Annotated in this window: 17 protein-coding genes; 14 read left to right on the top strand and 3 right to left on the bottom strand. The window is 55.8% G+C overall.

Annotated features, from left to right (window positions below; translation table 11 throughout):
• Position 1 precedes the first annotated feature (1 nt).
• The 3 genes from U5G49_RS14490 to U5G49_RS14480 are packed head-to-tail and all read left to right on the top strand — an operon-like array spanning position 2 to position 4,265.
• Positions 2–2,026, top strand: coding sequence for a hypothetical protein (locus tag U5G49_RS14490; protein ID WP_193445508.1), 2,025 nt, complete (start codon positions 2–4; stop codon positions 2,024–2,026).
• Positions 2,023–2,589, top strand: coding sequence for a hypothetical protein (locus tag U5G49_RS14485; RefSeq protein WP_193445509.1), 567 nt, complete (start codon positions 2,023–2,025; stop codon positions 2,587–2,589). Before U5G49_RS14490 ends, U5G49_RS14485 begins: the two co-directional genes overlap by 4 nt.
• On the top strand, positions 2,586–4,265 hold the full coding sequence (locus tag U5G49_RS14480; protein WP_193445510.1) for a hypothetical protein: 1,680 nt from the start codon (positions 2,586–2,588) through the stop codon (positions 4,263–4,265). Before U5G49_RS14485 ends, U5G49_RS14480 begins: the two co-directional genes overlap by 4 nt.
• Before the next feature lie 327 nt (positions 4,266–4,592).
• On the opposite strand, the gene U5G49_RS14475 is transcribed toward U5G49_RS14480, so the two are convergent.
• Positions 4,593–5,150: a helix-turn-helix domain-containing protein gene (locus U5G49_RS14475; RefSeq protein ID WP_193445511.1), complete on the bottom strand. Its 558-nt coding sequence runs from the start codon at positions 5,148–5,150 to the stop codon at positions 4,593–4,595.
• A gap of 522 nt (positions 5,151–5,672) precedes the next feature.
• Here U5G49_RS14475 and U5G49_RS14470 point away from each other — a divergent pair.
• The 4 genes from U5G49_RS14470 to U5G49_RS14455 all read left to right on the top strand — a co-directional run bounded on the left by U5G49_RS14470 (position 5,673) and on the right by U5G49_RS14455 (position 8,760).
• Entirely contained in the window at positions 5,673–6,647 is a 975-nt protein-coding gene (locus U5G49_RS14470; protein WP_193445512.1) for a hypothetical protein, read from the top strand.
• Between the two features lie 94 nt (positions 6,648–6,741).
• A complete protein-coding gene (locus U5G49_RS14465) occupies positions 6,742–7,503 on the top strand; it encodes a metallophosphoesterase (RefSeq protein ID WP_193445513.1) in 762 nt (253 codons plus the stop codon).
• Positions 7,504–7,646: 143 nt separating this feature from the next.
• Positions 7,647–8,219 (top strand): hypothetical protein, encoded by a 573-nt coding sequence (locus U5G49_RS14460; RefSeq protein WP_193445514.1) that lies wholly within the window; start codon positions 7,647–7,649, stop codon positions 8,217–8,219.
• The gene (locus U5G49_RS14455) at positions 8,203–8,760 is read left to right on the top strand and encodes a hypothetical protein (protein WP_193445515.1); all 558 of its coding nucleotides are present in this window, start codon (positions 8,203–8,205) and stop codon (positions 8,758–8,760) included. Before U5G49_RS14460 ends, U5G49_RS14455 begins: the two co-directional genes overlap by 17 nt.
• Before the next feature lie 572 nt (positions 8,761–9,332).
• On the opposite strand, the gene U5G49_RS14450 is transcribed toward U5G49_RS14455, so the two are convergent.
• Positions 9,333–9,962 (bottom strand): hypothetical protein, encoded by a 630-nt coding sequence (locus tag U5G49_RS14450; protein WP_193445516.1) that lies wholly within the window; start codon positions 9,960–9,962, stop codon positions 9,333–9,335.
• Between the two features lie 31 nt (positions 9,963–9,993).
• The gene (locus U5G49_RS14445) at positions 9,994–10,788 is read right to left on the bottom strand and encodes a lysozyme family protein (protein WP_193445517.1); all 795 of its coding nucleotides are present in this window, start codon (positions 10,786–10,788) and stop codon (positions 9,994–9,996) included.
• A gap of 165 nt (positions 10,789–10,953) precedes the next feature.
• On the opposite strand from U5G49_RS14445, the gene U5G49_RS14440 reads away from it, so the two are divergent.
• Genes U5G49_RS14440 through U5G49_RS14410 form a run of 7 tightly spaced genes read left to right on the top strand, consistent with a single transcriptional unit; the run spans position 10,954 to position 23,042 of the window.
• Complete coding sequence (locus U5G49_RS14440; protein ID WP_193445518.1) at positions 10,954–11,727, top strand: gasdermin; 774 nt, start codon at positions 10,954–10,956, stop codon at positions 11,725–11,727.
• A gap of 32 nt (positions 11,728–11,759) precedes the next feature.
• A complete protein-coding gene (locus U5G49_RS14435; RefSeq protein WP_193445519.1) occupies positions 11,760–13,079 on the top strand; it encodes a hypothetical protein in 1,320 nt (439 codons plus the stop codon).
• An 8-nt stretch (positions 13,080–13,087) separates the two neighbouring features.
• A complete protein-coding gene (locus U5G49_RS14430; protein WP_193445520.1) occupies positions 13,088–14,572 on the top strand; it encodes a C25 family cysteine peptidase in 1,485 nt (494 codons plus the stop codon).
• 6 nt (positions 14,573–14,578) lie between these two features.
• Complete coding sequence (locus U5G49_RS14425) at positions 14,579–15,781, top strand: S8 family serine peptidase (RefSeq protein WP_193445521.1); 1,203 nt, start codon at positions 14,579–14,581, stop codon at positions 15,779–15,781.
• Between the two features lie 57 nt (positions 15,782–15,838).
• Positions 15,839–17,590 carry a trypsin-like serine peptidase gene (locus tag U5G49_RS14420; protein WP_193445522.1) on the top strand — a complete coding sequence of 584 codons (1,752 nt, stop codon included), beginning with the start codon at positions 15,839–15,841 and terminating at the stop codon, positions 17,588–17,590.
• The gene (locus tag U5G49_RS14415) at positions 17,587–18,717 is read left to right on the top strand and encodes an AAA family ATPase (protein ID WP_193445523.1); all 1,131 of its coding nucleotides are present in this window, start codon (positions 17,587–17,589) and stop codon (positions 18,715–18,717) included. Before U5G49_RS14420 ends, U5G49_RS14415 begins: the two co-directional genes overlap by 4 nt.
• Positions 18,714–23,042 (top strand): hypothetical protein, encoded by a 4,329-nt coding sequence (locus U5G49_RS14410; RefSeq protein WP_193445524.1) that lies wholly within the window; start codon positions 18,714–18,716, stop codon positions 23,040–23,042. The genes U5G49_RS14415 and U5G49_RS14410 overlap by 4 nt, the downstream gene beginning before the upstream one ends.
• Positions 23,043–23,313 lie beyond the last annotated feature (271 nt).

Raw genomic sequence — 23,313 nt, 5'->3', positions numbered from 1 at the left:
AATGAAGCGACGTGAAAAGCTGATTGTTGAACCGTTGGTGAAGAGTTTGCTTTCGACCGGCTCGGACCGAAAGGCTATATGGCTGCGAAGCTCCTATGTGGCAAACGTGTGGGAGGTTCATGACGATGTTGGGCCGGATTCGGAGCGCCTTGACTTCAGGTTCCGTATGCCCGATGGGCGATGCTTAACCGAAAGCTCAAACTGGCTTCCCGTTGCTCGGGAGTTCACATTCTGGATACGAGCGGGACCCTACGTCCGCTTTCGTGACGCGTCGACCCACCAACGCTGGCATCGCGTCGGGCTGAATACTCTTCATGGGCTCGCCGCCAGGCGCTTTAAGTCGCTCCAAGAGGTCTCTGAAGGCGATCTTGAGGAGTTGTTTGAGGACGCCGCTTTCGGGGTCGATGGAATACTGAGGACCGTTAACCGCGTCGAAGACCTGATGCGGCCATTCGCCAGCATTTCACAGCTCCCGGACCGGTTCCTAAAACGCAAACCGCAGTTGGCGCTCGATCCCAAAGCCGTGATTGAGGCCTGCAATCTACCCGATTCGGTGACAGCCGGCGCGTTTTCGAGAATCCTCCTTGTTCAACTCAATCGCCTGCAGGCCAGACCGGTACCTGAGAGGGAACCAGAGGACGACGAAGACGATGATGAAGTTGTCAGTAAGACGGGAGGGACGATGTCCGCCAACTCCGTGTATAGCTACATCTCTTTCTTTGAAGCGCTTCATTCACTCAAAAGCGTAATGAATTGCCCGACAATTAGGTTCAATCCTTTTGCTGAGGAGACACCGAACGAAATTGCAAATCGTCTCGGGCGCGCATCAAAGTCGACGCCAATCGCCCCGCATGGATTGATGATCAGCCTCTTTGAACAGTGTGCCAGGATCCTGGTGAACGAATGGGGCGGAGTGGAGAAACGTTACAACGAGACCTATCGAAGCTATTTGAGTTCGACGGTCAGTTGGGACACGGTTCAACTTGTGCGAGCTGAGGTGCTGAGGGTCGCAAAGGCTTGCTTCATTCTTATCTCCGGATTCACAGCACGTCGACGGACAGAGGTTCTGCTGCTGGATCGGGATTGCTTGGCTGGGAACGACACCTATGGATGGTGGCTGAACATCACCATTGTCAAAAATCACGACCACACGAAAACATTGGTAACTATCCCCAATATCATCGCACGTGCAGTGAAAATCCTGATTGCCATCGCAGATCTGCACAGTGCCGAGGCTCAGACCAATGAACTCTTCCGGATGTACGATCCTCGTTTTAGGCGGTTCATAAGACTAGAGGTGACAAGGGGCATGACCGAATTGGCCCGTACACTTGGGGCCACGTCGTACGAAGAGGATGGGGTGGAGAAGCAATGGCATTGGTACCCACGCCAGTTTCGCCGGTTCTACGCTGTCGTGTTCTTTCACAGGTTCAATGGGGGAATGGAAACACTTTCCCACGAACTTCGGCATTGGAGTGTCGCGTTAACGAGGGCATATGCCACCCTAGACACGGAGGCCGCGCGCTACTGGATAAAAACGGAGCAGGAATTCAAACGCCACATTGCCAGATCCATAGCTAACGATGAGGACGAGTATACTGGGCCGCTTGCCAATCGCTATCGGAAACTGTCAGAGCGGCTCAAGAGGATGTTGCGTGGCAAAGTCGTCATGGTCGACAAGGCAGCAGCCGAATTGTTGCTTAGACACATGGGAAGAGAAGCTAACATCTTCACTGCGAACGCCTGGAGCACATGTGGATGCCCGCACACTGAGGAAGCAACTGAGAAAGCGAACTGTCGAAAAAATGGGCAGGGCGAGGGACTTGGCGCAGACGTAAGCGCGGCCGGATCGTCAGTATGCGGCGATTGTCCATTTAGCATGCAGAACGCAGAACAGCGAAAGTACGTTGCTAACCAGGCCGTCGAAGCTCAGGCGGCTCTAAACGATTGTCGCCCTCAGAACATCTTCAAAATGCTCCAGGCGCACAGATTCTTGCGTCTTGTTCCGCCAAAGGAAGCTGCATGACCAAGCGCGTAAGATGCATCAGAACTACTGCGCCGAAAAAGCGACGTGTGTTTGCGAATTCCATGGAGCAGCGGCTGCGGGAGCGAGTGAACGCTCTCGCGAGCTTGCGCCCGGAGGACATCACACCAGAGCTTTGGTCCAACATCGAAAGCCTAGAGCAGATAAGAAAATGGGAGTCGTCCGAGTTCGGAATTGAGCCGATCGGCTCCAAAGCGAGGTATACGACCACGAACTCAGATTTTGGGGCGATGCTCATCCTTCTCCAGGCCGAGATCACCCGATTGACGCCGCCTGTGGAGGGCAGTGCCGCATCCCCTCGCAAATCGCTCGCTGTTCAACTCGAAGAAAGCAAAGCGAGGGGAGGTCTCCTTGAGAAGCGTCTTAAAGTCGTAGGACGCGAGCGGGACCGTCTTTCGCAGGGGCTAGAGTCGAAGGCGAAAACGGTGCGATCGCTGGAAAGTTTGGTCGATCACTATGAGCAAAGGGTCGAAGCCCTGAGCCGAGAAAATAGCAACCTAAAGGCACGTTTGTTTGGTCTTGAGGGGTTGGGGGTTGTTAAATGAGAAAGCAGATGGCCGTGTCCAATTCTGCCCGCAGTGCAGACTACAAACAACGGTTGGAAGAGCTAAGGCAGAACTACGAACTGACCGCACCATTCAAGCGGGGCATGGTCGTTCGTCGCTGGCTCCGCAGCCAGCTAGGTTGTCATGCGTCCTTTCTTAGTACCCCGAAAATCAAACGCTTTCTGAAGACCTGGGATTTGGTTCGCGCCCGCAAGGAAGCGTCGGTCGAGTTCGGTGGTAACTTGATTGCCAGCGATCCATCGCCCAAGACCATGAGCTTGGATGAAATTACCTCTAAACGCATCCACCGTGAACAGGCCCGGAAGCTGCGCGATGTCATCGAATGGGGTGAAGCTAGGATTGGAAAGTATACTAGACGTTGCCCAAGGGTCACTTTCGACAACGATTTCCAGGCTGAAATTTACAGCTGGCAGTGTGTCAGGGTCAGGATGGATCTTCCGGACTCGCTGTGGGACAGCGCGAAGATAATACTGCAATTTTTTCGATGGCTACGGCGCTTGAGGAAAAAATGGCGGGAGGTCGATGATGACCTAATCCTCGAGTTCCGCGAAAGTCTCAGGGTGAAGCGAACCGGGAAAGAGCGGATAAACAAAATCATGGGCGTGATCCACTCTTTTTACCGTCATCAAGAGCGTGCCGGACGATTGAGGTATCGCGTACAGATTTATGCCCCAGACGCATTGCCGGCGGAAATGCTCGAATACGAGTTTCCAATCAAGAGCGAGCTTAGGACCAACGTCTCGAAACGCGGAGTGAGGACACATAGCTGGTCGTCGCCATGGCTACTCAAGGGAAAGGAAAGTTCATACGGCAAAAAGGTCACGCCGACGGACCCCGACCTCGTGACGGTTCACCAAAACTTCCATAAGCGCAATCACGGCACACGAAACTCCCTCATTTTCTCGGCTGTCGAGGACAGTGGGGGTAGGGTGTCAGAAGTGCTCGCTGCCCGAGTTTGGCAGCTGCCAAACATTGATCAGTTCAATCAGTTGCTCAACAGCGGCGGGAAATGGGCAATTCAAGTCAAGCGCAAAGGGCAAGATGACCAACTCGGTGAGACTGCTCCTCTTTATTTCAGCGTTCCAGTCGTCATGCGGATGCTTAGCTACGCAAGTGGCCCTCGCGCTGATATCATCCGGAAAAGTGGTTCACCCGCAGACCACCTTTTTATCAAGAGTAACGGGCAGGTCCCCAAATCGGGTACCGTCAGTAAGCTGGCCACGAAGGCACTCCGAGAGGCAGGGGTCCACAATAGCACCATCCATAAGGTCCGGAGCAAGTTCATCAAGGACAGAATCAGGGAAAGGCTTGCAACCGCTAGGGCCCATGCGGCCCGTATCGGCCCCGCCTCGAACTGGACCGAAACTATCCTTTCCGGTTCTGCCATTGATATGAACCACAAAAGCCCTGAAGCTCTGAAACCGTATATCGACGACATTTTCGCGGAGGAAACCGCGAACGGTGGACCCCAGACATTGGTAGACCTCGAGACAAAGATTCGAGAAGCCAAACTGCATATAGCCGATATTGAAGCCCGGCTTGCTACCCTTGTCGCACTCAATCGCATTGTTGCGATGGTCGAGCTATCTCCAAGGAAAGACGAGATTTTAGCTCAACTGTGCAATCGCGCGGAGGAGTTGCTGCGCGCTGCCTGAGTGCCGAGCGGGGTTTCTCGTCGCATCTCGTGCGTCAGTCTCGATCGCCATCTTGGTTACATTCATCAATGGATGGAAAGCACTTCGAATCACCCGAGGATGCCGTCAAGTTCGCTGCAGTTATTGTCGATCCGCCTATTGCGAAGTTGCCGACCAAGGGATTTGGTCGCCCCTAGTTGAATCGGCCCTCGACGATCGACTAGATAACTTGTGGGTCTTTAGGTGAAAGACGGGACTTCGATGAGGCATGTGCCCCTGGACTACGGTGTAGCAGCCGTCGGCGATGCCAGGATCACGCAAGTCCCGCGCGATCAGATACCATTTTTGTTACGAGCGCGTACTCACCCTACGCTCGCCCTTCCAGCGAACCCCGACGCCATAGAACTTCTGCGTCGAGGGCTCGCCCCATCCAGTGAACTCGATGCCTTCCGATTCGTAGAATTCGACGAGCTTCTGATAGGATTCAGTCCATTTCTTTCCTGCTTCCAAACCTCTCACTGCGGCCACCGTGAGTCCAGCTGAGTCAGCAATGTCTGCTCGCTCTCTGTTCAGAAATGCGCGTGCTGCCTTGAAGGACACCGAGACGTCCAGCGTCTGGAACTGCGGTTCCGTTGACTCTGGCTTTCCCGGATTTTCCGGGGCAGCCCAACAGGCTCCGCAACGTGCGATCTCGGAGCCGATGAAGCCTTCACCTAGGAAAACCAAGCCCTTGGCGGTGTAAAAATCAACGAGAAGCAGGTTGGTGTCCGCAAGCAGATAGTCGGAGTTCTCGACGATCGAAAGCGACCTCTGAGGAACACCGGCTTGGTCCGCAACGTCACGCTGCGAGACGCCCAAAAGCGCGCGAGCGGCGCGTAAAGCCTCTGGGGGTGCAATAATCCTCATTTTTTTGATGAAGCTGGGGACTTAAAAAATGTCAACAACAGCACTTTGATGTCTTTAAATATCTCAAAGTGAGTCTATAAAGGGCGTTGTGAAGATGATTCGGACATCAAGAATAGGGACCGAGCGTGATACCTGACGAATCGGATGCCAGTAAGTGCTTTGGTACGCCCCGGGCGAGCCTTGTGACTATGCTTCGACGTCTCGCAGACGACCTTGAGAATGTCGACAAAATCAACGCTGCCGTTGCTGCCGTTGCGATAAACTCTTGGTGCCTTGCCAGCAGGAGGGTGCCATGCCTCGTTGGCCGAACCCTTGCTCATCCCTCGATCCAGGATGGCCAAACTGCTGCATCAAGCGAACTGTTCTATTTGGACCGCCATCGTGGCATCGCGAGGACTTTGTCTCGTTGGTACCGTCTCGGGTCGCAAGTCGAATTTGACCATTGGGAGGGTCGTCTGCCGCCGATCTTTGACGACTAAGTTTCCTCATGAGGATGAACCAACAATGAGAGGCGTGCGGTCTATGGCAGAGAGAAGTGGCCAACCAAAGGGGCAGTTGGTTTCGGGTAAATCAGTTGCCGTCGGTTCCATCCCGATCAAACGACCGATAGCCCCTGGTGCCGAGCCCACCAGCCTCGCCCACGGACGGGAATGGGTGGAGCCCGTCGTCGACTTTCTCGTCGCGCGGCTCCCCCGCGACCTCTCTGGCAGTTGGGAGCACCAATATACAAGTTGTTACGAAGCCGGGTGCGATGCGCTGATAAGGCTTGGCTATGCGACCTTTGCGACGTTGGGCGCGGTGCCCGTTCCGGAACCCGCATTGCCAACAGTTTTGCCGCGGTGGGACGATCTTGCTGCGATCGTGGTAAGTCTAGCCGCTCAAAACGACATCCTCGGGTACCGGCATCATCCGGGAGCGCGAGATGCGCCCAAACCGTCCGGTCTTATTCGACCTAACATCCGGGCCGCGAACGGGTGCGGACCCGCGTTTCTCGCGCCCGAGGCATTTCCGGCTTTCCAGAGTCTTGGTTTGATTTTGGACGGACGATGGACAAGAGAAGCTGAGACGATCCTCTGGCGCGACGACCCCCAGGAGTGGGCCATCGATTTCACGGTAGACAAGCGCTTTCTTGAGGCTCGTGACATCGCGCTGGCTACCATTCCGGAGGATATCGCCGCCGAGATCGAGAGCATCACTGCCATAACCGAGCAGGACATCGTCGAATGGTTGGCGATGATGGCGCGAGGTTCCTCGTCGCCACAGGCAAGGGCGAAAGCCGTGAAAAACCTCCAACTGTGGACCGCGTTCGAGCTAGATGACCTATTCCACGAACGTTGGCGATTGGGTGACGGGTGGCTTTCCGAGGAACAGGCTCGCCGCGGTCTAACGAAAAAGTACGACCCAGTTGCGCTAAATATGCGACCGGCGTTTGCTGCCCGTTACCTTCCGGACCTTCCTTTTTTGTTTCAAAGAGACTCGAGGTCAAAAGAATGCTGAGCTTCAAAGAACGAGCCAACGCCGGCCGACGCCGTTTTGGGGGCGGCAGGTCATTCTCGTTTCCAACGCCGGTTTGCAATTGGTGCTTCCGTCCATGAACATCTGGACGATCTCCGACCTTCATTTGGAGTTCGGCGAACCTTTCAGTTTCGAACCTCCGGCTGACGCCGACGTCGTCGTCTGCGCCGGCGACATTCTGACGAAGGGGATCGTTCCGAGCTTACGCTGGCTGGCGAAGTATCTTGCTGGAAAAATCCCGATAGTCGTCGTGGCGGGTAATCACGAGTTCTATGGCGATGCAGTCCAAGAGAGCTTGAAGGAGGCCGTGGCGGAAAGCCATGCGGGTGTCCACTTCCTCGAAAACTCCGTGGTCGAGATCGATGGCGTGTCGTTCATAGGAGGCACACTGTGGACTGATTTTCGGTTGTTTGGGATCAACCCTCAGGTCGCGATGTCGTACGCAGCCCATGACATGAACGACTACACTAAGATCAGGCTTTCGAAGAATCCGTACTCCAAATTCAGACCCATCGACACCTATAAAAAGCATGTCGAGACGAGAGAGTTCATAGCCACGGAACTTCGCAAGCGGTCAACCGAAAAAGCAGTCGTCGTGACCCACCACGCACCGTCGCCCCGTTCGGTGGCCTCGGAGTTTCGACACGACCCGCTGTCGGCTTGCTACGCTTCGGATTTGCAAGAACTCATACTTGAAACCCCACCGGCCCTTTGGGTCCATGGACACGTTCATCACCGCAATGATTACTACGTCGGGAGCACAAGAATTGTCTCGAACCCACGAGGGTATCCAAAAGAGCAAACCCAATTTGCCCCCGGCCTCATTGTAGAAGTCTGACGCATCGCGGGCCCAATAGGCAAGTTCGTTTGGATCTTGGGGCCGGTTTGACACACCTCCTTTCTATGAAGCGCCAAGCCCCATTTTTCGTATTGACGGTCTCTCTGTTTGCCGGAACACTTTTAGCCAGAAGTGGAGATGAGATGGCGAACGAAGATCGGACGAAGCTCCTCAGGGACCTGCTGGAGCAAGAAAACATTCTGGAAATCCAATCACTTATAGCAAAGGGATGCCCGATCTCAGCTCTAAGAGCAGCAACGGCAAACACTGCCTGGCGGTTTGTCCTGACCAATTCCGGCCGCGGCATCTCGATCGCAAAACTGGACGACCTTTCAACGGAGTGGACGCAAGCGCTTAGCGGCCTCAAAACTGCGGCCTCACGCCTCAGAGTACAGGACATGGACGATCCTGGTCGTACCGCGGAGTTTCAGCAGGTGAGGGTGCGCACTCTCGTTGCCCGCATCGCGGAAAATACCCAGTTGGCTGGCATTAGGATCAATCGACATATGCGGGCTGGCGAACTGTCCCCGCCGCTAAAAACGGCTATCGACGACTGCCTCAAGGAGCATGGTTTCCAATGGAACGGTGGCGATACCGTCCATGAAATTTGGTCCGAGGAGCACGAAGCCCGTCTTCGATCGGCACAAGCGGAATTCGAAGCAAGAAAGCAGCTAGCTCAAAACTCTAAGGCAGGCATCGATGCGGCAGTCCTTTGATCTCTCCCGGGTTGCGGCTTTGCGCTGCCAAGCGCGCGCAGAGGACGACAAAGCGCTTGCGGAAGCCGCAAACCGCCATCTCAGTGAGGGCCTACCAGTAGAGGAGATCCAGCAGGCTATCGAATGCACGGACTGGCGATACGTGCTCGAGAACTGCGGTGACCAAATCGAGCTTTCGCGGCTATCCGATCTCAAGGCCTGGTATTTCCAATTGGTCGATCAAATCGAGGAGAACCTTGAGGGTATCCTCCAGGTTAGTGAAGTCCAAGGCAGCCCCAAGGCGATGCTTCGGCTTCTGGAGGCGCGAGAGGCACTCGGGCGACATTGTCACGAAGTCCACATCGATGGACTTCGTGTGCAGCGATTTCTTCTGCCGGAGGACGAGCCGCCAGCACCTGTCCTGGATATTCAACGGGTTCTCGCACGCGTGGGACTGACGTGGGATGGCGGTTTCGAAGTCGAAGGTGCCCCTGGTGAAAACGCGAAGTTGTTTACGGACGCTTGCGTGCTGATGGGCGTGCGAGACGTTTCGTATTCCTAGCGGTCGTGCCACTTTTGCAGCGAGGGACCGTGCGATCTCGGGGCTTCAAGGGCAGCGGATATTTTGTACGGATAGTGCTTCCAAAACCACCAGTCATCGCGTTCGCCCTGACGAATCCGAAGCCAGCCCAATCCCCGCGATAGCATTTCCGCGCAACGCCCATCGGCCCAAACGGTTATGCGGAAACGGCTGACGGCGAAGATCTATCGGTCGGTGTCCGCTCTGCGCCCCGAAGCGTACACCGCGCGGAACAGCTTCTTGGCGAGGGCGACGTCGACCATGGTCTCGAGGTCTGGTCCCTGTGCGATCCACCCTTTCCGGACGGCGGTCTCGAAACTGGGCTTTGCTGTGCGGCTGGTTCTTTCCAGCACGTTAGGTTTCGGGGTCGAAAGTAGGCTTCGATCCCCGCGTCATCCCGTGACCCATCGCCGCCGTCGCAAATGCCAGTTGCAGGCGAAGGTGCTTGATGTCACCGAGCAGTGTCGCAATGTAGCCTTGGCATCGTCGTCATGGAAGGCGAGGGCGGCCTCGACCTCGAAGTCGACATCCACTTGCTCGTGTCCCTCTCAGGATCACACTGCCCGACCGAAAACATAGACTTTGGTCTTCGCTTGCCATCCGGCTCCGGTCCATGGCCGTGAATCGGGTCCAACGCCGCCGTGGGATTCGAAACTCATGCCCCGGTAAAGCAAGACTACGTGCCCAATGCCGCTGCTTGTCGAGCTCGGAGATAGGAAAGCGATCCGAATATTGTTATCACTTGCCGCGCCGGAGGCCACGCTATCAGGCGCATAGCCCTTCTTCCGCACCCATTCATGCTGTACTACCGAGCCATCCGGGAACGTTCCTCCCAGATTGGTGGCGAGACGGATCGTTTGTCGCACGAAGCCGCTGCAATCAACTTGAAGGAAACCGCCACTGCCAGGCTGCTGTCCCGGAGATATCTTCTTGCCCAGCCCATAGGTGACGCGCGGATTCGAATTCAGGCACGCCTCTAAAAACGCCTTGGCTTTAGCTATGGAAAAATCCGTGGTGGCGATCGCAAACGCTTCTGGAAGGTCGTCAACCCTTTCCCCGGGAGGAAGGTCGCCTGTTCCGTCGATTCCAAAGTTCGCGACAACAATATCTTCCCGCGATGGGTTGGGACCGGGCGACTTCCCGGGATCAAGATCATTGTTCGCATTCGGGTCAAGATCGTCCACTGTATTGCTCCCTTATCCAGATGGGTCGTCGTCAAGCATTTCGTAGACCAGCTTCAAAAAGTGCCGCTTCTTCTTCGCGCCGCTTTGTCATTTCGGCTTCAATTGTCTTGCCTTTCCAGATGCGTTTCATTGCCCTGATATGTACGGGGATTGCGCCGAACTCGCGATTTGCCATATCGGCTTTGATTGCCCGCATTTCTTTGTAGCGATCGATGGGATCCTTGTCCCTGTTCCACGCGATGCCATACGACGCGCCTCTATTAAACGTGAGTGACACTAGCGACCCATAGCAGTCGTCGGTGAGGTCGTCGGTGTTGGACAAGCTCTTGGTGGTGAGGCTCGAGAATTTGGGCACGGTTACCGCTTTAAAAACAACTTCGCTTTGTTCCCAAGCAATGACGATGTGCCTGACGGCATTCGTCAGTGCTTTCAAGGACGCATCTTCTGTGTTTCCCCCGTGCTTTCCAACGCATCGCGACAATTCGCCGACTGCCGCGGTGCCCAGCGACCTCCAGTCGAACTGAAATTCGTTCGCACCAACGTAGCCGAGATCATAACCGAAGCCGATCGTTACACCTGAGTTTTCACCAGGCCATACCGGGCGGCCGCCGTAGACTCTTTCATAGTAACGACGGCCTCCAGTTTCGTGATTCACAATCAAGTCGTAGGGTCGTTGCGAAATGCCTCGCGCGTTTGGGGGCGCGAAATCGATCCCAAGCGAAGCTAACATCTCTTGGTTGATTTCATTCGCCTCCCGATCCGCCAGAGCGGCCGAGAGCGAAGTATTGCCGAAGAATTCTTCTGACTGAGTATCATTTTCGGACATTTGACAAGCCTAAAGCGTCGCCTTGTTTTAGAAGGCGTGGTTATTCCATTGGCTGAAGAGTACTTGCAGGGCCATTATTACTACACGATTGCTATATTGTCATTTACAATTTAGGGGCGACGTGATTGTATTGAAGTGCAATAGATTCACGCTGGAGGGCCGGCGATGGGCATATGCACGGACAATGCACTCACCTATTTGAACGAAATTGGATACAACGTGGTGCGTGTACCACGCAGGGGTATTAATCCTCTCGATGTTCTCGGTCGCGACGGAAAGAGTCTCGAACGTTTAGGCAAGTTGTCACAGATTTGGAGGTCCTCCGAAGCCGTCCCGGAGGAACGACCGCCTGAGTTCGCCTCGGCTGTAACCGGCCAAAAGACTAACGAAATGAGCACCTCAGTGGGACTGAAACTGCTCTATGGAATATTGGGGTCACTGGGATCAGCAGCACCAAAACTAGACTTTGTGTTTGCCGATGCTGAAAGCATTCAATTTACGTTTGGCGATGTTACCTATCGCGGCGTCGATCCCTTTGCCGTCGGCAGCTATCTAGGGCACGGCGACCTGTCGGGCGACGGGCCGATCTTCGAGCGCTATTTCGAAAATGATGAAGCCCAGACCTACGTCATCACCGAGGTCCTTGAATCGACATCCATATCGGTCGAGGCCAAGGACAAAAAGTCGGGCAGGATCGACATGCAGATTCCGGTCATCAAGCAAGCAATCGGCGCTAATCTTAGCGTTTCGAGCGCCAGCGAGAGCTCCGGCGGTGTGACTTTCTCCGGCACCGTTCCAGTGGTGTTCGGCTTTAAGGTTTTCAATATCGCGTTTGATGGGAAATGGCGGATGTCGGGTGCTGCTCCCGGTCCGGGGCTCGCGTTCGGCGCAGGAGCCCAGCCTGTATTGATATCGAATCCGGGAATGTTGAATGCCTAGTTGATCGCTTCTCGCGCAACATGGAGGAGTGGATGCCTTACCAAGCCACCAAGAACGGGCGCTACGCCCTGCTTTGCTTCGACGGCGAAGGCCGGGAGCGAACGGATGATCCAGACGGCCGTGGTGGGCTATTTTCCAAAACGATTGTAGATGACGTCTCGTCCGGACAATACACCGATGTCTTTATCCTGAGCCATGGCTGGATGGGCGATGTTGATGCTGCGAAGGCACAATACTCACGCTGGATCGCGGCTGCGGAAGCTTTGAGTGCGGATCGTGACGCCATGGTCGCGACGCGGCCCGGCTTTAAAGAATACCGGATCGGCGTTCATTGGCCAAGCCTGCCGTGGGGGGACGAGGAACTTGGCTTTGGAGCCCCGTCGTTTGGATTGGCGGACGACATCCTTGAGACTTATGTCGAGCGACTTGGGGACAGGCCGGGTTTGCGGGAGAACCTTCGCGTGGTGTTCGATGCGGCAGCCGCGCAACCGGATGCCCTTGTTCTACCTGAAGAGGCGAAGGAGGCGTACCTCAACATCAACGAATTGCTAAGTGAACTCGGGACGGGCGGAGAGGGTGCTTCCCCCGATTCCGACAGGGATGATTTTGATCCGGCGGAGACATTCAACCAGGCAAAGGGAGCGTTGCCCCCATCTTTTAGCGGCTCGGCGCTTGAATGGATACTGGCCCCGCTCAGGCAATTGTCGTTCTGGAAGATGAAGCAGCGGGCGATGACTGTCGGTTCAGGCGGCATGAACAAGATGTTTCGGACCCTCCAATCGAGGGTGAACGGCCAAGATGTTCGCTTTCATTTGATGGGTCACAGCTTTGGGTGCATCGTCGTAAGCTCTATGGTGGCGGGACGCAACGAAGCGGAACAGACACGCCCCATTGCATCGATGGCATTGGTACAGGGGGCCATGTCACTTTGGTCCTATTGCCATGATATCCCCGTGAAGCGGGGCTCGCCCGGTTATTTTCTTCGGTGCCTTTCCAATCGACTCGTCGACGGCCCGATCATCACGACCCGAAGCAGACACGACACGGCGTTGCGGATCTACTATCCCCTTGCGGCTGGTGTTGCACGGCAAGTCGACTTCGCCGCGCTCGATCTGCCTACATACGGTGCCGTCGGGACGTTTGGAGCCCAGGGACTGGGCGGCGAAGCTACGGATATGGCGATGAAAACGGCGAGGGAACAATACGCGTTCCAGGGAGTGCGCGGAGTTTTCAACATCGAGGCAAGCGAATTCATTGCTGGAGGCCAAGGGGCGTCTGGAGCTCACAGCAAGATCAATGGGCCCGAGGTCGCTCACGCCATTTGGCAGGCGGCACTTCCAAAGGCAGATTGAGGATTAGTATGTCCAATACCCCCGTGAGCTACACAGACATCGAAGTGGTCGCCAATGGCGTGGATGCCGACACTGGCCACCCACTGCCGGCCATTTCACGAGAGGCGGTTATCGCGGCTGCGAAGAGCGACCTCGTTGGAAACATTGATCCGGCAAAACGCAAAGCACCGCCACTGGGTTCTATGCCCGGCGTTGCGCCCAAAGCAGTGGTGGGGGATTTTGAACCCGACGAGCTCAGTTCGGTGGGTTGGGGCATCGTCTTTCCAGCTAACAAGGATACCGCGGCAATCTGCCAGGCCCTGGCTCCTCTTCTGGAACGAAGGAAGGTCGAGGCCGGCGACAGGTATTTCGTCTTCGACGGAGACCTCGGTGTCCGGCAGGGCGAGACGGCCGCTGCTTGGTTGTCGCGACAGGGGCGGGGGCCCTCCCTGGAGGCTGTGGATCCCGACAATAAGGTGCCGTTCTACCTGCTTATCGTCGCAGACCCGACGGAAGTGAGTATGGAGTTTCAGTACCTGCTCGATATGTTCTGGGCAGTAGGACGTCTACATTTCGACGAGCTTGAACCCTACGCGCGCTACGCGCAGAGCGTCGTAGGCGTGGAAACGACCGATTCTCCCGCTGTGCAGACGGCGGCGATCTTCGCAACTGAGCATCCCTTCGACGCGGCAACCGCGCTCTTCACGCGCGATGTCGCAAAGCCATTTTGCTTCGGCACTCCCGAAGCTTCCAATCTCGTTTCACACTTGAATATATCGATCGATCCGATTTTAGGAAAATCAGCCACCAAGGCCGCTTTCGGAGAGCTCCTTCGAGGAAACCGCCCCTGCGGAACTCCCTCGGTCCTTTTGAGCGGAACTCACGGGATGGCATTCAGTCAATCCGACAGCAGGCTCGCTGACGCCAATGGGGCACTGATCTGCCAGGATTGGGAGGGATATGGGCAGATATCCCAGGATCACTGGTTCTCCGCTGCCGATGTACCTTCCGACGCCCGACTTCGGGGAATGATCTACGTCTTGTTCGCGTGCTACGGTGGGGGCTGGAGCGAATTTGACACTTTCCGGGATAACCCCGACAACACCGCGAAAAAGATCGCACCTCGTCCAGGTATCGCAAAACTTCCGTTGGCACTCCTCTCCCATCCTAACGGCGGCGCTTTGGCGGTGCTCGCTCATATCGATCGCGCATGGTCTTACTCTTTCCGGACGGGGAGCAACAACCCGCAAACGGCGGGACTCCGCGACGTTCTCAGGCGTCTTCTGAAGGGTGAGCGGATAGGTCTGGCGACCGACCAGTTCAATTTACGCTGGGCCGCGGCAGCGGTGCAGCTTTCGGACGCGTTGCGGGATCCGAATGCGGCCGAGACAAGAACCGCTGAACTCGCGCGGCTCTGGGTACAGCGCGACGACGCGAGGAATTACATCGTTCTTGGAGATCCGGCTGTCCGAATAAAAAGACCTCCGCCGGATACGAAGGGAGAGAGGGTGTGAGGAACCATGAAAAAGCTTCAAATGGTGGTCTTGCGGACGGCCGGCAGAAAGCCGTTTAACCCTAGCCCGGCGTTCGAGAGGGATCCGGAGCTAATTGGTGCAACGAAGAAGGCTGACGCCTATCGAGGCATTCAACCCCACGACATTGAAATTGACGAAATGGATGCAGTCGAGCACGCGAGGGCATTGTCAGACCAGAGTGTACTTTCGGTGGCTCCTCGTATGCCGATGACCTTGATCAAGGGTGTAGACGAAGGAAGGCTGGATTCATGTCACGTCAATGCTTGGAACCTTGAAGCAATCAAGGCCGCCAGCAACCGCTACAGGGGACAGGGCGTGAAAGTTGCCATTTTGGACACGGGGATCGTGAAACATCCCGCGCTCGAAGGGGTCAACATCAAGGGACGCGACTTTACGGTGAAGGACGGCGAAGCCGACACCGACTTCACGGATACCGATGGTCATGGGACCCATTGTGCCGGCATCCTGCTTGGACGGGAGGTCGATGGCCGTCAGATTGGCGTCGCGCCAGGCATCACCGATTTGCTCATCGGGAAGGTGGTCGCAGGAGACGGAGGAAACTCGGAACAGATTGTGCGAGCCGTCCTATGGGCAATGTCGGAAGGCGCGATGATCATCTCGATGTCGCTGGGAATGGATTTCCCCGGTTACCAAAAAGCGCTCGTACAGCAATATGACATGGATCCCGCCCAGGCGACGTCTCTCGCCCTCGCGGGGTATCGTCAGAACACCAAGTTGTTCGACGACCTCTCGCGCGTTACCGTAGGACATGACGGGCTCGTCCGAGGGTGCGTTGTTGTCGCATCGGCCGGGAATGAAAGCAAACGACCAGACTACACGATCATCGTTGCGCCGCCGGCGACGGGAGACAAATTCCTCTCGGTATCAGCCGTAGGGCGGAATCCCGCAGGGGATTTTGAAGTGGCGAAATTTTCCAATACGGGCGCAACGCTGAGCGCTCCCGGTGTGGGAATATGTTCATGCGACAAGAGCGGCGGTTTTTCCGTCGGTAGTGGGACAAGCATGGCCGCACCCCACGTTGCTGGCGTCGCCGCATTGTGGGCGCAAAAGTTGGCCGAAGACGGTCCCGTTTCGGCCGACGCCATCGCCACCGCCGTGAGATCCTCAGTGAAATCAATCCCTTTGCCGCAAGCTGATGTCGGCATTGGCCTCGTCCAAGCACCGTGAGGTGCTCGTCGAGAAACTACTGGGTCATTGAAGTTGTTACCGAATGGAGGACGGAGGTTGACGGTCGATTCAGCCATGGCGTTGACAGTCCTGGTGCGCCGAATAGCCCCGGACGGGTCTGAGGAAATCGGAACGGGTTTGCTGATTAGCAGACGTCTAGTCCTGACAGCGCTACATGTGGTTTGCGATTTCGGCCCTGATCTCGCGGTGCCGAAGCACGATGAGGTGAACATCAGGTTGCAGTTCGAAATTTCCCGAGATCCCGACGCTGACGAGTCGAGGATTGCCGAAAAGCGTGCCATAGCGCCATCGATTGTTACTGGGCGGCTCATATGGCCAGCATCCGGAACACCTGCCTCCGACGACAGGCTAGATGTCGCGCTTATCGCCTTGGACAATGAGGGGCTCGTTCCAACTTCAAAAAAGCTCATAACGATCGAGAGCATGCTGGAAGTCGACGACGTCATCGAGCGCAACAATCTAACGGCCAGCCTCGAAAAGCTGCGCTTCTCCGCGCCGAGAGCCGACACACTCACAGTGACCTTTTGGGGCTACACGGGAACAGCACAAAAGCTCCTCGCGGGCGCGATGCGCAATGCGGGGCTGAAGGATGTCGCCGCAATTCCAAGCAGGGGGCAATTGATGGACACCAAAGCGCTTATAACCGGGCACTATCTCATGGGAGTGGACAAGCTACTCGGAAATGTCGCCGGCCAGCCCAATCCTCTAGGAGGAGGGTCAGGCGCTGCGGTGTGGCGCTACGCTGTGGAGACGGATCTGTTGGAAGTGTTTGGAATATTGCAACGTGCGCCTCCAACCGATGTCGCCAAGGACGCCGTTCTCGTTCTCCCCTTGCCCGATCACCCCGAATTCAAAGCGTTGGTTCCCGCGCAACTTTTCGAATGCGGTGTGAAAAATTCAGTCGCTGAGAGCGGAATATATCCAGTAGCAAAAGCTCGACAGGTCATGCATCGACTTGACCGTGCTGACCCTGTGAAATCGTATTTGGACGCTTTCAAGTTGACAAGGCCTAAGGGCTATCTGTTTGCTTTTGTTTCGACACAATGGGATGGTTCCCCATTCTTTCTGAGAAGGCTGCAGGAAGAAAGCGCGCGGCCGGAGAACCCGATCTTCGATCGATTAATCTGTCCTAAGCCCGGCGTGAGCGTACTGTCGATTCCCGGGATGACATCGCGGGCCGATCTGGGACGCATTCTAGATAAACTCGCCGACGCGCTTGTTGCGGAGCGGCCCGGTAGCCCAAAGAAAGAACCGACCATCGCCATGCGGCTCGCAAGCGGCGCGGTATCAAGACTTCTACTGTTCGATGTGCTGGATTCCAGAATCTTCGATCGAGTGACCTTTGAGGCTCGGGACGGTTTCCGGGAAACATTGCACTTGTTTCTACAACATGTGGCGGATTGGTCCGTGCCCTCGGTCATCCCGCCCGGAGGAGAGACGTTGGAGCGAGACAATCCGTTGGTCGCCATTCTCAACGTCGTGACGAGCGCACCAGATTTCGACGAAGCCCGTTCCCGGGCGGAGAAGGTCATCGGAAAGCTGACTGAAGTCTTTAGCGAGTCCAGCATGGTTCCTTCCGAAGTGAAATGTGAGGTTTATCCTTTCGTTTTAGACGAAATAGCCTTTGCGGATTTCCTACAATGGTGTCGCGACGAAGTTCAAATGGAGGAATTCGCTGATGCGGTTGGGCGGAAGATGAACCCGCCGTTCGACTCCGGAACGCGAAATTTCAATCTCATCTCACTCGGCCTGGATGCCGTAGTCGAGAGGAAATGGGGGGACCTATGAAGGGCTTGGAACTCGATGCTCATTTGTTGGACAATCGGTTGGAAACAACGTCATTCGTGGCGCGCGCTGCAGGCGGAAGGAAGAGACCCTACACTGCCGACGAAAGCCTTGAGACAGCCGCGTCTCTGGCGGTGCTGCTTGGCCAACCCCTCTTGTTAAGTGGTCTGCCAGGCGTCGGAAAGACGGGCGCGGCATACTATCTTGCCTCCAAAGTTCTGGGAGAGGACCAGGAACCGATCCGCTTGACAGTGACGACCCAGACCTCCGGTCGTGACCTACTCTACAAGTTCGATACCCTTGGCCGCTTTCACTTTAGCCAGAAGCCCCTGCGGCAATTTCTGCGTTTCGAAGCACTCGGTCGGGCGATCGTTACGGCATGCGGGGCAAACGCCCTGGTTTTGGATTCCGCAAAAGATGAACCCATTACCAATCCTGACCGCATCGCCGAGATCGTGGGTAACGAGAGAGGTTTCGACGGCCCCCTAAGGCTGCGTGATCTCCTATCGCGCGCTGATGAACTCTCCGAAATCCCTGCGGCTACGGTCGTCCTAATCGATGAAATCGACAAGGCACCCAGAGACACTCCGAATGATCTCCTCGAAAGTTTCGAGGCAATGAGGTTCAACATCGACGAGTTGGGATTGAAGATCGGCGCGGTCGATGACGCCGCGGATCCTCGACTGAGAAAAAGGGCGCGACCGATCGTCGTGGCGACTACCAATGCCGAGAACAACCTGCCCGACGCGTTCTTGCGGCGATGTGTGTTCCACGAAATCGCCATGCCTGACGAGGAAACGGTCCGTTCGATCGTGTTTCAACATCTCATGACGATCGATGAGATGGACAAAACCTTGGCGGAGCGTACATCTGAAGTCGCTGTGTCGTTGGGAAGGCGAGTTGCCGAAAGGGTGAAAGGCTCATCGCGCGTTCCGGGAACTGCCGAATACATTGCGCTGGCACGCGCCGTCCACGCGTCTCCCTTGACTTTGAATGCAATCCAAAAGGCCTTGATCGAAGGAGTCCCGGTTAACCGGGACGTCGCCAAAGCAATTTTGGGCGTAATGGTCAAAACAGCCGACGATCTGCTCAATGCGCTGAAGGCGCTGCCTGTGAGCGCACTGAAATGAGAACCCTCGAAGGTCAGGAGAGCGATTTCCCACTTCAGCCGTATTGGGAGGCCATTGGCGGAGTGGGGCAGCTTACAGATCTTCTGAAAAGGCTCGAAGCCACCTCGGGGATACTGCTAAGCCCCGATCGCCTTTTGCGACTTGCCGACATAATGCGCGCTTTGTCAGCCAGGGGTATGAGGATCACGCGCAGCCAAGAGGCGGCAGCCGTTCTGTTGCCGCTCTTGGTTACCAGTGGCGAAGCACAGCTCATCGCAACAGCCGAAATCGACGGATTCTGGTCCCCGGCACTACCGCCAAAGGGGTCAATTGCAGAGGCAGCCACCACTGCCAGTAAGACACCCCTAGTCAGTGCGCGTCTGAGGATTGCGTTTATCTCGGCGATATTGCTTTTGATCGTCATGGTTGCTGCCTGGGTGATGCTACGACATCCAATCGAGGACGTGGCTCAATCCGTCCCCGTGCCGCAGTCCGAGGTGACCTCTGAGCAGGGAAGCTTCCGGGCGTGGCTATTCAATCTTCTTTTCGGAGAAGTGATCCACAGGCTGTTTGGATTTTTTGCCGTTTCAATTTTCGCACTTCTTTGGTGGAAGTCGAAAAAGGCCAGCCAGGTGAGGCTCTCGCGCGCGAGGAGCGAGGGTTCGCTTGCGGGACTACTCACAGTCGATACCAACATCACGCTTTTCCCGACTTCGCTTGTGAGAAGAGCTGGTCGTCTCCTCAGGCGTCCGGTGAAGGTTCGAGGAAGCGGGATTGATGTATCTAGGACAATTTGGGCTACGATCGAGGCGGGAGGGTTTTTCAGGTTGATACCGGGCATAGCCTCGCGCATCCCGGATTGTTTGATACTGGTCGATAGAATAAGTCGAGACGATCATCTGTCGGCTCTAGCTTCATCGCTGGCCAAGAGGTTGAGAGACGGCGGCGCGGATTTGCTGAGGTACGATTTCCGTACCTATCCCGAAGTCCTGGAGGCGGTCGGGAGACGCTACGGCGGGCAGGCTGTACTCTCATTGAAAGCAGTCGCTCGCAGACATCCAGGCTCGCGGGTCATAGTCGTCAGTACAGGTCGCGGCTTTTTCGAACCTTTTAATTCACTCAAGCCAAGATTGGAAAAACCATTCTTTGGCGAGCCTGACCACGCTGGTATGGTTGCGGGGCAGCCTGACCGCCGCCGCGCCCGTGTTTTGCCGTCCTTTGGGGACAGCCCAATTTTGCTTACTCCAACACCTTCCGATCGATGGGGACCACGCGAACAGACACTCAGCAACATGGGCTTTACTGTAATCCCATTCGGAGACGTTGAGGGTTCAACGTCCGGCCTCTTTAGCGCGGTAGAGGCCATTATACATGATAGAAAGTCGTCCAGATCTCTAAATCTGGTTGCTCGATATGCAACGCCTGCGGAGGACCCGTTGATGGTCGACCTGGAGCGTGTCGAACTCCTGAGCGATACTCCGCCCCGCGATCCAATCTATCGCAAAAAGCTGGCAAGCCGCGTCCTCACGTATGCCACCAAGCACTTATCTGTGATGGAGGCGGGAGCTGCGCGGTCAGGCGAAATGACGATTGCTAACGCCGAGCTAGAAGCGCGCGCTGCGTTTACCGGGCTGCTGCTGTTTCCTAAGGTCAGCCCCAATCTAACGCCACAGATTTGGGCCGCGATTACTGGCTGCGAACCAGGGGCTGCCCTGCTGTCGCGTCTTAGCCGTTTGCCATGGTTTCGGTCGGGACATGTGCCAGACTGGCTTAGGGCCGACGTCGCCTCGTCGTTTCAGACCTGGCTTGTCGAGACGCAGCAAAGCGAGGAACGCTGGCACGAACTTCGCGCCCAACTCGCCGCTTTCGCGACAGGTTGTCTCAATCGTGCAGCCAACGCGGAAAGCGTGGTGGTTTATAGAAGATCGACCGTCCTAAACAGTGCGTGGAATGACTTGAAGCTTATCCTAAGGGAGACTTCGCCTGCCGATCGCGCGTTCATTGAGGACCGCCTCTTTCTGACTTTTGTCGAAAGCGGAACCGTGGTCGGTGACGATCTCCTTTCAGTTGAGCTGCGTTCTGCAGACCGTCCTACCGGTACCATGTTGCTTGGCCTGGCGACATTCGGCGTTGTGGCTGCGGTAGCGGCAATATTCCTGCCGTGGGCATTGAGACTATTTATCGGCGCAGGATATCAGGATGTATTCTCGGGTGGCTTGCGATTGGCACTGTTGGCAATGAATTGCTTGGTGGCCACTTTCATTTTGCTCGGCCCTCCTCTCAAAGCGGAAACCCTTTCAGGTAGGGCCGTCGTTGCCGTCGGCGCGGCGTTGGCGATAGCGGCCTATCCTTTTTATGTCGCGGTACCGAGCATCTTTCCCCTAACAATCCTGCCAGCGCTCACTCTGGTTCTTCTGGCGCTGCCATTGTTGTGGCCGCCGGCGGGGAGCAGGCCGCTGATTTCGTGCTTGTTCGACGGCGATACCAGCGGACTGGAATTCGCTGCAGCGTTCGCGGCGGCGGCAACGCTGGTTTTAGTCGGATACTACGAGGGCTTTCAGATGGCTTTCCTCATATCGTTTGTCCTACTTCTAGCCTTTTCCCGGTATAGCGATGGCCTATGGGCAATGACAGCCATGGCGAGCTACGCCCTGCTGTTTCTATCATGGGCAGCGTTCCTGCAGCAGGCGTTTCCGTCGGTTTCAACCCTGACGTGGGCGGCTCCAGCTATGATGGCGTTCGCGGGGTTTGCAGCAAAGTCCCGTACAAACGTCGACAGTCGAAACTCCGATTTGAAGTTCTTCTCATTCGTTGCGATAGCCCACATAGCGGCGTCAATGTTAGCAGTATCGGAGGGTGGCTCCAGCTTACTTGGTACGCTCGGAAACACGATTGTACCTGGTGCGGTTGCTGTTTATGTGGTTGCTCACACACTGATCGGAATGTTGTCTGATGGTCCCTCGGTGAGGGCGATAAGGGCGTTTGACCCGGTAGAGGAATTTTTCCATGTCGGGACGGTTGCAGGGCGCTCGGGAGGACTTGCCTACCTCGAAATTGCTGTAAAGGCTCTTATTTTCGGCTTCATCCTCGCCGCGTTGTTCAGACTAACGGTCCGATTAGCTGACACGTTGCCATGGTTGATCTCGCTCAGGGTGGTGATCGAATTCTTGTTCATATCGGTTACGCTTTTCCTTTTCCGTGCAGACGGTACCTTTGCAACGGAAACTGGTAGGGGGTGGCTGTGGCTTGCGTTTCCGGCGCTGTTCCTGATGGGGGTCCTGCCACCAAAGTACTATGTTGCGATTGATATGGAGTTGGATGCGCTGGCGTACCTTACGTTGCCTGCAGCGGTCTTCATCGGAAACAGATGGGGACGAAATGCGGATCGCCCGATCCTTTTCGGCCTCTTTCCGTTTCTCTTTGCGGTCAGATCTGGCTTTTGGGTAACGCTCGGTGGCATCTGGATCGTCTTAGTAGCTTTTATGATTAAAGAGGTAGCCCGGAGCGGGAGCCTCGGCGAGGTCGTCTTAGGACTGCGGAGCTTCTTAGATCAACGTTCAAGCATATCTAAGGTCGCGGTGGCCACCGGTACTTTGCTTCTGCTTTCGTTTTCGGTCTATCCGATTTCAGGTACTGGTTTTGTAATCGATCCCGAGCCGATGCGACTAATGTTATTGGTTTTGCTCGGCATTGCAGGTGTCGCATCGTGGCCCATACTGGTTTCAATGTTGTTAGTGACGACCGTTTCGCTAGGGCTCATGGTTGTAGGAGTGCACCAGCGTCTCGGCGACACGCACATCGCTATGCGACTCTTGAATTCGGATGAATTGCTCAACATGTGGATGGCATTTCTGGCGATGCCGGTAGCGACCTTCTGCTGGCGGCGCGGCTCGGCATCGCGTGCCCCGATGGTGGTGCAGGGAGCGAGTGCAGCTTTGTGTGGTGTAGCGCTGGCATTTTCGGCAACCATGTATTCCACGCCGGCGTTTGTAATCCTTTATCTCAAGGGGCCGTTCACGATCCCACTTTTGGCGTGGATGTTCGGGGTCGTGTCACTTTGGACACGACCGACTTCGGCGTCCTTTTGGTTACCCGGTATTGCCGCGGGGATCGCGGGAGCGGCGATTGCCATGTTTGTCATACAGCAAATCGGGTTCAGGCCCAGCCCCTTGAGTCTGCAAATGTATGCGCCGGATGCCCTCGTCTTCATCGGCTTTGCCGTTTTTGGTTACCAATCTGCAAAGGTGATAGCGGCCGCAACGGGACAAGTGAGTGCAGCTCCCAGAACTCAGCCTCCCCACAGGAATTTCGTGGAAGACGCGCAAGGTTTCGAAGGAGTGCGGTGATGGACCTAAAAGGAGAGGAGGTTTATTGGAAGTGGAGCCCTGATATGAAATACACGGCTCGTCCGCTTTCGTTCCGGAATGTAATTGCCCTCCCTTTTGTGCGGTTGTGTGTTTCTCTTGCTGGAGGAACCTTTCTAATTGTTTGCGCGGGTTTGGTGCTCGGCGGAGTGTGGAGCTACACGCGTGACGAACGTGCTCATGGCACAAAAATTGACCTGGTAACGCCTTCGGACGCCAGTCCTCAAACCCCGACGAGCTTCCAATCAGATTC

This window comes from Rhizobium indigoferae (assembly GCF_034554815.1).
Classification (GTDB): domain Bacteria; phylum Pseudomonadota; class Alphaproteobacteria; order Rhizobiales; family Rhizobiaceae; genus Rhizobium; species Rhizobium leguminosarum.
This window is presented reverse-complemented; position numbering and strand designations above follow the sequence as displayed.